This is a genomic window from Achromobacter maghribensis, assembly GCF_057334215.1.
Genome location: NZ_JBHFII010000058.1, coordinates 84,419 through 96,820 on the forward strand (window position 1 = coordinate 84,419; position 12,402 = coordinate 96,820).

Here is a 12,402-nt window from a genome sequence, read left to right on the forward strand (position 1 = left end):
CCCCCCCCCCCCCCCCCCCCCCCCCCCCCCCCCCCCGCCCCGGTGCTTGTCAATTAAGAAGGAAACCGAGCCATGAATACCCGCGACGACCTGACCCTCAAGAACGGCATTAACCCCTTCCTGCAAGCCGACTTCTACAAGACGGGCCACCCCTTTCAGTATCCCAAGGGCACCAACAAGATCTTGGCCAACTTCACGCCGCGGTCCGCCCGGCTGGCGCCGGTGCTGCCCGAGCTGTTTGACGGCAAGATCGTCTGGTTCGGCCTGCAAGGCTTCATCAAGGAAATCCTGATCGACCTGTTCGACCGCGAATTCTTCGGCAAGCCGGCGGGCGTGGCCGTGCGCCAGTACCAGCGGCGGGTGGACAATGCGCTGGGCAAGGGCGCGGTCACCGTCGACCACTTGCAGGCGCTGTATGAACTGGGCTATCTGCCGTTGGAGATCCGTTCGGTGCCCGAGGGCGCGCGCGTGGATATCCGCGTGCCGCCGGTGACTTTCGTCAACACGCACCCAGCCTTCGCGTGGCTGGTGACCTATATCGAGACGTTGTTCAGCTGCGAGTCCTGGAAGGCATCCACCGTTGCGACCATCGCCTTCGAATACCGGAAGCTGCTGACGTACTTCGCACGCCTGACGGGCAGTCCGATGGACTTCGTGAACTGGCAGGGGCACGACTTTTCGATGCGTGGCATGGCGGGCCTGCACGACGCCCGCAAATGCGGTGCGGGGCACTTGCTGTCGTTCACCGGCACCGACACGATTCCCGCCATTGACTACCTCGAGGACCTTTACGGCGCCGACTCCGACCGCGAACTGATCGGCGGTTCGGTGCCGGCGACCGAACACTCGGTCATGTGCCTGGGCAGCAAAGAGGGCGAGATCGCGACCATCCGCCGCCTGGTCACGCAGGTCTACCCGGCGGGCATCGTGTCGGTGGTGTCGGACACGTGGGATTTCTGGCAGGTGGTGACGGACTTTGCCGCCGCCTTGAAGCCGGAAATCCTGGCGCGCCGGCCCGACCCCTTCGGCAACGCCAAGGTCGTGTTCCGCCCCGATTCGGGCGACCCCGTGAAGATTCTGACGGGCTACTTTTGCACGGACGTGTCCAGCGTGGCGGACGCCGCGGCCTTGGCGGCCGCTGGCCGCGACGGCTTCGAGGCGGTGCGCGACGCGGCGACGGGCGCCTTCTGGTTGCTGGACGAAGATGCGCGCCCAAGCCAGGCGTTGCGCGAAGCGGAAGTGAAGGGCGCCGTGCAATGCCTGTGGGACATCTTCGGCGGCGTGGTGACGGACCGCGGCTACAAGCTGCTGGACTCGCACGTGGGCCTGATCTATGGCGATTCCATCACGCTGGCCCGCGGCCGCGACATTCTGGTCCGGCTGGAAAAGAAGGGCTTCGCCTCGGGCAACGTCGTGCTTGGGATTGGATCCTACACCTACCAGTACCTGACGCGCGACACGTTCGGGTGGGCATTGAAGGCGACGTATGCCGAAGTCGACGGCGAACCCCAGGAACTGGTGAAGGATCCCGTCACGGATTCCGGCGTGAAGCGTTCGGCCAAGGGTTTGTTGCGGGTCGATGAAACGGCGACGGGCTATGTGCTGCTTGACCAGCAGACCCCGGCGCAAGCCGAGGGTGGCGCGCTGGTGCCCGTGTTCCGCGATGGCAGCTTGCTGGTGGAGCAGAGCCTGGCCCAGATCCGGGAACGGCTGCAAGGGTCATGGGTGTGCCCAGAGCCGGGCAGCATTGATTGGACCGGGCGCTGAAGGTCGGGCGACGTAAAAAAAGCTCCCTGGGGAGCTTTTTTTGGTTCAGGCTTTGCCGCGCGCGCGCTTTTCTTCGCGTACGAAGATCACCACGCCGACGATGATCATGAGCGCCAGCGCGTACCAGGTGATGGCGTAGACCAGGTGGTTGTTCGGGAACGTCAGCACCGTCAGGCCGCCGACGGGCGCTTTCGCGGGATCCCGGCTGGGGCTGGACGCCGCGTCGGCATCGATGAAGTACGGCGCCACGTCGGTCAGCCCGCGTGCCGTGCCGATGGCCGGCAGGTCGCGTGAATACCAGAGGTTGGCCGCCGGATCGTTGTTGCGCAGGAAGCCGCTGCCGGGTTCACCCATGCGCAGCAGGCCGGTGACGCTGCCCTCCGCGGGCGCCTGCGTGGTGTTGGCCGCGTTCTTGCGCCATTCCGGCAGGACGAAGCCGCGGTTGACCAGCACGGTGCCGCCGTCGGCCAATTGCAGCGGCGTCATGACCCAGTAACCGCTGCCCAGTTCGGTGGCGGCTTGCACCAGCGTCTGGCGGTCGTACTGGTACGTGCCGGAAGCGGCCACGTGGCGGTATTCAGCGTTGTTGAAGGACAGGGCCCGCCAGTCTCGCTTGCCCGGCGCTGGCGTGGTGGGCGCATGGGCGCGCTGATTGACCTGCGCGATCAGGTCGCGCTTCCAGGCCAGCCGGTGCACCTGCCAGGTGCCCAGGGCGCACAGGCCCGCGAACAGCGCGACAGCAACCACCCCCAGGATGACCAGGGTGGTTTTGCTGCACGGATTACGGGGGGTGTCGCCGGTATGAGTGTTCTTTACTGCTGCCATCAGGGCATATTCCGCATGTCGTGTGTGGACATGGGCATCATATTGGAGTTCAAGTGATACATGATCCAGATTGACCCGCTGAGCGTGATTACGACCAGCACCAGCGTGAATATTAACGCCAACATGTTCCACCCGCTTTCGGACTTGGTGTCCATGTGCAGGAAGTACACGATGTGGACCACGATCTGTACGACGGCAAAAGCCAGGATCACCAGCGCGGTCGTGCGGGAACTGTCGAACACGCGGTCCATCACCAGCCAGAACGGGATGGCGGTCAGGATGGCCGCCAGGACAAAGCCCGTGAAGTAGCTCTTGAGCGTGCCGTGCCCGGCGCCGTCGTCATCGTCGTGATCATGGCCGCCGCCGTGGCCGTGGTGCCCGTGATCGCCATGCCCGCGATCAGCCAGGTTATCCATGTGCGAGCTCATGGCAGCACTCCCATCAGATAGACGAAGGTGAACACGCCCACCCAGATCAGGTCCAGGAAGTGCCAGAACATCGACAGGCACATCAGGCGGCGCCGGTTTTCAGGAATCAGGCCGTGCATCTGCACCTGGATCATCATCGTCACGAGCCAGACGATGCCGAACGTGACGTGCAGCCCGTGGGTGCCGACCAGCGTGAAGAACGACGATAGGAAGGCGCTGCGTTGAGGGCCCGCGCCTTGGTGGATCAGGTGCGCGAATTCGTAGAGTTCCAGCGACAGGAAGCCCAGGCCAAGGATGCCGGTGACCGCCAGCCACAACTGCGTGGCGCCGATGCGGTTGCGCCGCATCTCCAGCATCGCAAAGCCGTAGGTGATGGACGACAGCAGCAGCAGGGACGTGTTCACCGCCACCAGCGGCAAGTCGAACAGGTCCGCGCCTGATGGGCCCGCCGCATAGTTGCGGCCCAGCACGCCGTACGTCGCGAACAGGCAGGCGAAGATGAGGCAGTCGCTCATCAGGTAAACCCAAAACCCCAGCAGGGTGCCGTTCTTGGGATGATGTTCGCCCGCGACGTAGAACACGGGCTCCGAGGGCGGCGCGGTGCCGCCGGGCAGGGTGGGGGCCAGGGTATCAGACATTTTTCGCAAGCAACCTTGTCCGGGCGGCTTCTTCGCGCACGACCTCGTCGGCCGGCACGTAGTAGTCGCGCTTGTAGTTGAAGGTATGAATGATGGACACCAGGATCAACGCGGCGAACGACAGCACGGCCAGCGGCCACATGTGCCAGATCAGCGCAAAGCCCATCACCACGCTGATCGCCGCCAGCACCACGCCGGCCCAGGTGTTCTTCGGCATGTGGATGGGGATGAAGCCTTGCTGCGGCCGCTGATAGCCGTGCTGCTTCATTTGCCACCAGGCGTCCAGGTCATGCACGCGCGGCGTGAACGCGAAGTTGTAGTTGGGCGGGGGCGACGACGTGGACCATTCCAGCGTGCGGCCGTCCCAGGGGTCGCCGCTGTCGTCGCGCAATTGGTCGCGCCGGCGGTAGCTGACGACCAGCTGGATGATGAAGCTGGCGATGCCGCAGGCGATCAGCAACGCGCCGAAGGCCGCTACCTGGAACCAGATTTGCAGCGACATGTCTTCGAAGTGGTTCACGCGGCGCGTCACGCCCATCAACCCCAGCACGTACAGCGGCATGAACGCCACGTAAAAGCCCACCAGCCAGAACCAGAACGAGCACTTGCCCCAGAACGGATCGAGCTTGTAGCCGAAGGCCTTGGGGAACCAGTACGTGATGCCGGCCATCAGCCCGAACAGCACGCCGCCGATGATGACGTTGTGGAAGTGCGCGATCAGGAACAGGCTGTTGTGCAGCGCGAAGTCGGCGGGGGGCACGGCCAGCAGCACGCCCGTCATGCCGCCGATCACGAACGTGACCATGAAGCCCAGCGTCCACAGCATGGGTACTTCGAAGCGGATGCGACCGCGGTACATGGTGAAGAGCCAGTTGAAGATCTTCGCGCCGGTCGGGATCGAGATGATCATGGTCGTGATCCCGAAGAACGAGTTCACGCTGGCGCCGGACCCCATGGTGAAGAAGTGGTGCAGCCAGACCAGGTACGACAACACCGTGATCACGACCGTGGCGTACACCATGGATGCGTAGCCGAACAGACGCTTGCGGCAGAAGGTGGCCACCACTTCCGAGAAGATGCCGAAGGCGGGCAGGATCAGGATGTAGACCTCGGGATGGCCCCAGATCCAGATCAGGTTCACGTACATCATGGCGTTGCCGCCGAAGTCTGCCGTGAAGAAGTTGGTGCCGACGTAGCGGTCCATGGACAGCAGGGCCAGCACGGCGGTCAGCACGGGGAAGGCCGCCACGATCAGCACGTTGGTGCACAGCGCCGTCCAGGTGAAGATGGGCATGCGCATCATGGTCATGCCGGGCGCGCGCATCTTCACGATGGTAACCAGCAGGTTGACGCCGGATAGCAGGGTTCCCACCCCCGCTATCTGCAACGCCCAGATGTAGTAGTCGACCCCCACGTCAGGACTTTGCATGATGCCTGACAAGGGCGGGTAGGCCAGCCAGCCCGTGCGCGCGAATTCGCCGACGAACAGCGACATCATCACCAGCACGACGCCACCCGTCGTCATCCAGAAGCTGAAGTTGTTCAAAAAGGGGAAGGCCACGTCGCGTGCGCCGATCTGCAGCGGCACGATGTAGTTCATCAGGCCCGTGACCAACGGCATGGCCACGAAGAAAATCATGATCACGCCGTGCGCGGTGAAGATCTGGTCATAGTGGTGCGGAGGCAGATAACCCGCCGAATCGCCGAAGGCCACCGCCTGTTGCAAGCGCATCATGATGGCATCGGCGAAGCCGCGCAGCAGCATCACGATGCCCAGGATCACATACATGATCCCGATCTTCTTGTGGTCGATACTGGTGAACCACTCGTGCCACAGGTAGCCCCATTTCTTGTAGTACGTGATGGAGCCCAGCACGACGATGCCGCCTACCGCCACCATGAAGAAGGTGGCAAGCAGGATGGGTTCGTGAAAGGGGATGGCGTCCCAGGTCAGTCGACCGAAGATCAGCTTGATGAGGTCAGGTTGATCAGGCATCTCGATTCCAGCGTAAAGACCACGATTTCATGAAGCCCTTGCAACGGCCGGCCCGTGTCGCGACGGACGCACGGCACGCCGCTACAACACGAGCCCTTCGGTGGACGTGCACATGGCGCCTACATACTTGCGCGGCGGCGTGCCGGCCAAGCCCAGGCGTTCGCGCGTTTCCGGATCCAGCGTAGTGATGTTGAGCGCGCCCGGGATGCCCATGCCGCCCTGCGAGTCGATGGCCATCGCGTCTTTCATGCACATGCGGTTGCCTTCGACGCAGCGGTTCACGATGGCGTCGAACAGGCCCGGCGCGACCGTGGCGTAGCGCTGGACCGGGTTGCGTTCGCTGGGCTGCTCAAGCTTCAGGTAGGCGTCGCGGCTGAGCTTGTCGGGCGAGGCGCGGGCGTCGGCCACCCACTTGTCGAAGCCCTGCTGGTCCAGGCCGTGAAACCTGAAGCGCATGCCCGAGAAGCCCGATCCACTGTAGTTGGCGGACAGGCCTTCGTATTCGCCGGGATGGTTAATCACCGCATGCAGCGTCGTCTGCATGCCGGGCATGGCGTAGATCTGGCCCGCCAGCGCCGGCACGAAAAAGGAGTTCATCACGGTTGATGACGTGATCTTGAACTGGATGGGGCGGTCGACCGGTGCGGCCATTTCATTGACCGTGGCGATGCCCTGCTCGGGATAGAGGAAGAGCCACTTCCAGTCCAGCGCTACCACCTCGACGACAAGCGGCTTGGTACCCGCCGGGACCTCGCGGCCTTCGGACAGGCGCGCAAGCGGGCGGTAGGGATCCAGTTGGTGGGTGCTGACCCAGGTCAGGGCGCCGAGCGCGATGATGATCAGCAGGGGCGCTGCCCAGATCAGAAGCTCCAGCATCGTGGAGTGGTTCCATTCCGGGTCGTAGTGGGCGTCTTTGTTGCTGGCCCGATAGCGCCACGCGAACAGGAAGGTCAGGAAGATCACCGGCACGATGATCAGCAGCATCAAGCCGGTGGAGATGATGATCAGATTACGCTGTTGAAGTGCCACATCGCCCGATGGCGACAGCAGTACTGCATTGCATCCGGCGAGCAATGGCAGGGCGGCAATCAGGATCAATCCGCGGAGCCTTGTGAAGGACGGCATAGCCATACCTCGAAACGTAACCGTGGGAGGTAAACGCAACACTACGCTGGAAGCCGCGAAAAATCTAGGGTAAAAAGAACAAAAGTGTGCAAGGCAGTGGCGTATTTCGGACCTCCTACAGTGAGCAAACCCATGTCGACCACCACGCAATATCCCGGTCATGCTTCTTCCGTTCCCGGTCCTGGGGCGTTGACTGGCGGGGTCAGCCATGCCAAGGTGGCCCCCGGTGAAATCGCCGTTGGCGTGGTAGTGGGACGCGCCTCTGAATACTTCGACTTCTTCGTGTTCGGCATCGCCTGCGTGCTGGTTTTTCCGAAGGTCTTCTTCCCCTTCGAACCGCAGCTGGAAGGCACGCTCTGGGCCTTCGTCATCTTCTCCTTCGCGTTCATCATGCGGCCCATCGGCACGGCGTTGTCGATGGCGATCCAGCGGCGTTGGGGCCGCGCCACAAAATTGACCGTCGCGCTGTTCGTGCTGGGAACGGCCACGGTGGGCATGGCGTTCCTGCCCAGCTACAACACGCTTGGCGCGCACGCCATCACGTTGCTGGCGGTGTTCCGGTGTCTGCAAGGGCTGGCGTTCGGTGGCTCCTGGGACGGGCTGCCGTCGCTGCTGGCGCTGAATGCGCCGCCCAATCGCCGTGGCTGGTATTCGATGATGGGCCAGTTGGGCGCGCCGGTCGGCTTCATGGTGGCCAGCGCGCTGTTCCTGTACCTGCACGTCACGCTGACGCAGTCCGACTTCCTGGAATGGGGCTGGCGCTATCCCTTCTTCGTGGCGTTCGCCATCAACGTGGTGGCGCTGTTCGCGCGGCTGCGCCTGGTCGTCACCGAGGAATACACGCAGTTGCTGGAAGAAGGCGAGCTTGAACCCATCAGCATCGCCGAGATGGTGCGCTCGCAAGGCTATAACCTGTTCATCGGCGCGTTCGCGGCGTTGGCCAGCTACGCGCTGTTCCACCTGGTCACGGTGTTTCCGTTGTCGTGGATCGCCGTCAGCGCCACGCAACAGATCACGGATGTGCTGATCGTGCAGATCATCGGTGCGGTGATCGGCATCCTGGGGACGGTGGCATCGGGCTGGCTCGCCGACCGCATTGGCCGGCGCACGACGTTGGGGTTGCTGGCCGTGCTGATTGCCGTGTTCGCGTTGTTCACGCCCTGGCTGCTGGGCGGCGGGCCGATGGGCCAGGACGCGTTCATCCTGGTGGGCTTCGCGCTGCTGGGCTTGTCGTATGGCCAGGCTTCGGGCACCGTCACCGCCAACTTCACGCGCCGCTTCCGCTACACGGGCGCGGCGCTCACGTCCGACATGGCGTGGCTAGTCGGCGCGGCGTTCGCGCCGCTGGTCGCGTTGGGATTGTCGGCGCGCTTCGGGTTGGTGGCCGTCAGCATCTATCTGCTTTCGGGCGCGGCATGCACCTTGCTGGCGCTACGCATCAACAAGGTGCTGGAAACGCGCGACTGAACGTGGGGAACGTAGGGCAGTGCCGCGTTAGCGGCCGTGGCCTTCGAGCACGTTCGCCACGTTGATGCCCACATCGGCCACGGCGTAGCCGCCTTCCATCGTGAACACCGTCGGCAGGCCCAGGCTGGCCAGTTTGCGGCCCACTTCAAGATAGTCAACGCTTTTCAGCTTGAACTTGGAGATCGGGTCGCCTTCGTACGTATCCACGCCCAGCGCGATCACGACGGCGTCGGCGTTGAATGCCTGAATGGCGGACAGGCCCTGTTGCAGCGCTTGCGTCCACGTGGCGAAGTCGGTGCCGGCGGCCAGCGGCAGATTCAGGTTGGCGCCCAGGCCCGCGCCTTCGCCGCGCTCGTCGGCATAGCCCAGGAAGAAGGGGTATTCGGTGGTGGGGTCGCCATGGATCGACACCGTCAGCACGTCGCCGCGGTCGTAGAAGATGCTCTGCGTGCCGTTGCCGTGGTGATAGTCGACGTCAAGAATGGCCACGCGTTCGGCGCCCGCATCGCGGAGCGCTTGGGCCGCAATCGCGGCGTTATTCAAGAAGCAATAGCCCCCGAAAAAGTCGGCGCCGGCATGGTGGCCGGGCGGCCGCGTCAATGCCATGGCGGTGCGTGGGCCGCCCGTGGCGGTGACGGCGCCTGCAGCGTCGATGGCGCAGGCCGCGCCGGCGGTGGCCGCTTCCCAGGTGCCGGCGGTCAGCGGGCAGCCGCTGTCGAACGAGAACAGGCCGACGCGCGCGGCGAAGTTGGTGGGTTCGATATCGTGGCGGAAGCCGCGCACGGGCCAGACCGAGGGCAGGATGTCGGTGTCCGCATTCGCCGGATCCAGCGCCACCCAGTCCCGCCAGGCGCTGGCCAGGAAGTCCACGTAGCGCGGCGTGTGCACGCGCTTGATCAGATCCAGATCGGGCGACGAAGGGGCAAGCAGATTGCCGATGCCGCGTTCGCGCAACGCGTCCAGCACGTATTCCAGCCGCGCCGGCGTTTCGTGGCAGGGGACCAGCTTGCCGCGGAACATTTCCTGGCGGCCAGCATGCTTGTCATGGACGGGGTTGTGGAAGATCTGCACGGCGTCGAGTCCTTGAAGGATTCAAAAAATGGAAGAAGACGGCAAGAGCGCCACTATAGCGGCCGGAATGCATACCATGCCACGGCCGGAAGCTCACGGACAACGGAGTACAGGTCGCGCCATTCGAAGAAGCGCGGATAGCCGCCGCTGACATCCGTCACGCCGTGCCGGTGCAAGGCGAGCAGGGTGCGTGGCACGTGGAAGTACTGCGTGACGGCCAGCGCGCTGACGTAGCCATGATCGCGCATGTAGTCGCTGGCATGGCGGGCGGTCGCCCAGGAATTCACGCCCGCGCTGTCGGTCACGATGCGGTCGGCGGGCACCCCGCGCGTCAACAGATAGTCGCGCATCACGGCGGCTTCGTCGGCGCCGGCCGGGTCGATGCCGCCGCTGACGAACAGCACGCGGCATTGCGACGCCGCAAAGCAGTCATAGGCGCGGTCCAGGCGGGCGGCAAGACGGGGCGACGGTTGCCCATCCGCTGCTACGGTGTTGCCCAGCACGATGGCGACGTCGGCGGGGCGGGCGATGGTCAGCAGCCCGGTTGCCGTCAGCGTGGCGGCAGCCAGCAGCAGGGCGCCCAGCGGCAAGGCGAGCAGCAGAAAGGCCGCGCGCCGGAGCGGACGGTATCGAACAGGGCGGGTGGCAGGCGGCACGTGGGTTGTCGTCGGGAAATGCGCCCCGGCTTACTGCGAGGCGGGCGGCCGTTTCGGCAGCGGGTAGTCGAACCCGATTTCGTTCGATACGATGGGCTGGGCCAGATTTCCCGGGTCCGTCAACACGACGGCCGCACGGTATTTGCCGGGCGCAAGCGGCGGCAGGAACGGGACATTGCTGTTGCCGTTGTCGTTCACCAGATAGGCCGGCTTGCCGTCCTCTGCAGCGGCCCAGACGATCGGGTCGCGGGCAAACCCCAGCGGGTTGGCAGGGTGCAGGGTGTCGCCTTCGCGCTGGTAGAGCGGGTGCACGATGCGGTCGCCCTGCGCATTGGTCAGCAGCAACCAGAGGCGCGGGGCGTTGAGGGCGGCGGGCGCGTCACCGGTGTTGTCCACGCTGACTATGAAGAGGCCGCCGTCTTCGCCGTTCCAATCGGCCAGCGTGTCGGCCAGGTCCAGCGTCAGGCCGCTTTGCGGTGACGGCACCGCCAGCCGATGCTTGTCCACGCGCAGATCGCCGTAGCGCACCCATTTCAGTACGTCGCCCGCCGCCTTGCCGGGGGCGCGGACTTGCAGCCAGTCCGGCGGGCGCAGCGCCACGACGTCCAGGTGTTCGTTTTCGGCCACGGTCATCGCGGGCCGGGCGTTGACGTCGGACGTGTCGTAGAGATCCAGCGTGCTGACCGGCACGGTGCCGCCTTCCAGCGGCGATCCTTCGCCTTCGATCTCGATGCGCGCGATGGTGCCGTCTTCGCGGAAGCGGTAGGTCACGTCGGCGGCCTGGCTTTCCAGACCGAACAGCGCCTGGGTAGCCCACGACGTGGCGCGCGCCGTGCCGTCGGGACGCAATACATATTCTTCGAAACCATTGCTGGCGGCGCCATACCGGCACGCCACGCGGATGACGGCCTGCTTGTCGTCGACCTCCGGGTTGACGAAGCCCCGGCAGGGGCTGGTCGGGTCGGGATGCGCAATTTCTTGAAAGGCGCCGTTATCGGGCCGATACAGGAACAGGCGGGCGATGACCTGCGTGCTGCCGCCGCTTTGCCCCAGCACCAGATCGCGGTAGCCGTCGTGATCGATGTCGACGGATCCGATCTGGTCGACGGTCTCGTCGAAGGTGCCCAATTGCTGCGCGGGGCCGTTGCCCACGCGCACGGTCGCGCGTGGCGCGTCTTCGCCGCTGATCGTGACCACGGCGGACAGCCCGGCCTTGATGGGATAGGGGAAGTCGCGCGGGGCGGGTTGCGCCTGCGCGCCTTGACCTGTTGTCGCCAGCGCGGCCAGGGCGGCCACAAGCAGAATCCGTTTCAACCGCCTCTCCCCGCTTCGAATTGAGTGGGGCAATATACCGCAGCCGATTGCGGGAAAACGAGCAGTGCTGCGGCAGGTGCCGTCTGGCTTCCTGGGTAGAATTGATTTTCTGGTGTTGTTCACGCTTTTCGAGTTTGCGTCGCGCCTTTGCGCGTCGGTCCTCCATGAATCTTCCGTTTCCGATCCGCCAAGAATGTCCGCCGGGCGCCTGCGTGTGCGACCGCGACCGGCTGCTGGCCGACCCGAGCGCGGACGTCCGCATCCTGCGCCTGACAAAAGAAGAGGAAAAGCGGCTGGTGGCGCGTCTGGAGAGCATCGTCAGCCTGGACGACCTGCGCGCCATGCAGGGGCGCATCCAGGCGCAGCTGGGCATCGTGATCCGCATCACGCCCAGCGACAACGAAGTGCGCACGTCGCGCGGTATTTCCATTCAGCTGGACGATGCGCCCGGCCTGTGCCGCAAGACGCGCACGTCGCTTCCCGCCGCGATACGGCGGGGTTTCGATAACAAGCCCGAAATCGTCTATGCGCTGCTGAACGAGCGCGATCTGCTTAGCGGCACCTGATCAGGACGTCTTGCCGGCTTCGCGGCATGGGGTCAGAGGCACGACCGTGGACGGCGTGCGGCCAGCTTCGGGCCGGGTAGCGGGCTTCTTGCCGCTGCGCACGGGATAAGACAACAGGACGGCGCTGCCGGCGTTCAGCCTAGGGGCTGTCGCCGAGCCATACGCCACCGTCCAGCCGCGCACGGCCAGCGGCGCCAGGGTGTACTGCAAGGCGGAGCCCGGCGATACGTGCGCGACTTTGCCCGCAAACAGTTCTTCCTGCGCCGTTTCCACGCCGTCGACGGCGGTATAGGTCACGATGCTGTCCAGCGCAGCCGATTCTTCATGGCGCGCCAGGATGGCGGTCTTGTACTTGCCGGGGGGAATGTCCGCCAGACTGACGGTCAAATGGTCCGTTGCCTGGCCAGCGGCGTCCAGCCGGACGCCCGTGACGTCGACGCGAGTCAGCGGCGCGGAACCCGTGTTGCGCACGCGCACACTGTATTGGCCCGACGTTCCCGTCACCGTGCAGACTTCCACGCCTGAGGGGCTGGGGGAGGCGTGCGGGGG

Annotated in this window: 12 protein-coding genes; 3 read left to right on the forward strand and 9 right to left on the reverse strand. The window is 64.8% G+C overall.

The window, feature by feature from the left end:
• The first annotated feature begins 72 nt into the window (after positions 1 to 72).
• Positions 73 to 1,767, forward strand: a complete 1,695-nt coding sequence (locus tag ACE039_RS25185) for a nicotinate phosphoribosyltransferase (RefSeq protein WP_485823622.1) — start codon at positions 73 to 75, stop codon at positions 1,765 to 1,767.
• Between the two features lie 45 nt (positions 1,768 to 1,812).
• Here ACE039_RS25185 and ACE039_RS25190 read toward each other — a convergent pair whose 3' ends face one another.
• The 5 genes from ACE039_RS25190 to cyoA all read right to left on the reverse strand — a co-directional run bounded on the left by ACE039_RS25190 (position 1,813) and on the right by cyoA (position 6,779).
• Complete coding sequence (locus ACE039_RS25190; protein ID WP_485823623.1) at positions 1,813 to 2,592, reverse strand: SURF1 family protein; 780 nt, start codon at positions 2,590 to 2,592, stop codon at positions 1,813 to 1,815.
• Entirely contained in the window at positions 2,592 to 3,020 is a 429-nt protein-coding gene (gene cyoD / locus ACE039_RS25195) for a cytochrome o ubiquinol oxidase subunit IV (protein WP_332008021.1), read from the reverse strand. Before cyoD ends, ACE039_RS25190 begins: the two co-directional genes overlap by 1 nt.
• Positions 3,017 to 3,658: a cytochrome o ubiquinol oxidase subunit III gene (gene cyoC / locus ACE039_RS25200; protein ID WP_485823624.1), complete on the reverse strand. Its 642-nt coding sequence runs from the start codon at positions 3,656 to 3,658 to the stop codon at positions 3,017 to 3,019. The genes cyoD and cyoC overlap by 4 nt, the downstream gene beginning before the upstream one ends.
• Positions 3,651 to 5,654 (reverse strand): cytochrome o ubiquinol oxidase subunit I, encoded by a 2,004-nt coding sequence (gene cyoB / locus ACE039_RS25205; RefSeq protein WP_448708288.1) that lies wholly within the window; start codon positions 5,652 to 5,654, stop codon positions 3,651 to 3,653. The genes cyoC and cyoB overlap by 8 nt, the downstream gene beginning before the upstream one ends.
• 81 nt (positions 5,655 to 5,735) lie before the next feature.
• Positions 5,736 to 6,779 (reverse strand): ubiquinol oxidase subunit II, encoded by a 1,044-nt coding sequence (gene cyoA / locus ACE039_RS25210; RefSeq protein WP_485823625.1) that lies wholly within the window; start codon positions 6,777 to 6,779, stop codon positions 5,736 to 5,738.
• 132 nt (positions 6,780 to 6,911) lie between these two features.
• Between cyoA and ACE039_RS25215 the strand changes: the two genes are divergently transcribed.
• A complete protein-coding gene (locus ACE039_RS25215) occupies positions 6,912 to 8,246 on the forward strand; it encodes an MFS transporter (RefSeq protein ID WP_105556230.1) in 1,335 nt (444 codons plus the stop codon).
• 27 nt (positions 8,247 to 8,273) lie between these two features.
• On the opposite strand, the gene ACE039_RS25220 is transcribed toward ACE039_RS25215, so the two are convergent.
• Genes ACE039_RS25220 through ACE039_RS25230 form a run of 3 tightly spaced genes read right to left on the reverse strand, consistent with a single transcriptional unit; the run spans position 8,274 to position 11,287 of the window.
• On the reverse strand, positions 8,274 to 9,317 hold the full coding sequence (locus ACE039_RS25220; RefSeq protein ID WP_485823626.1) for a histone deacetylase family protein: 1,044 nt from the start codon (positions 9,315 to 9,317) through the stop codon (positions 8,274 to 8,276).
• A 53-nt stretch (positions 9,318 to 9,370) separates the two neighbouring features.
• On the reverse strand, positions 9,371 to 9,973 hold the full coding sequence (locus tag ACE039_RS25225) for a YdcF family protein (protein WP_485823627.1): 603 nt from the start codon (positions 9,971 to 9,973) through the stop codon (positions 9,371 to 9,373).
• A 30-nt stretch (positions 9,974 to 10,003) separates the two neighbouring features.
• Entirely contained in the window at positions 10,004 to 11,287 is a 1,284-nt protein-coding gene (locus tag ACE039_RS25230) for an XAC2610-related protein (RefSeq protein WP_485823628.1), read from the reverse strand.
• Between the two features lie 164 nt (positions 11,288 to 11,451).
• Here ACE039_RS25230 and ACE039_RS25235 point away from each other — a divergent pair, with 164 nt between their 5' ends.
• Complete coding sequence (locus ACE039_RS25235) at positions 11,452 to 11,853, forward strand: hypothetical protein (RefSeq protein ID WP_485811766.1); 402 nt, start codon at positions 11,452 to 11,454, stop codon at positions 11,851 to 11,853.
• Here the strand turns inward: ACE039_RS25235 and ACE039_RS25240 are convergent.
• Positions 11,854 to 12,402, reverse strand: a 549-nt coding sequence (locus ACE039_RS25240) for a hypothetical protein (RefSeq protein WP_485823629.1), incomplete at its 5' end; no start/stop codon positions are given.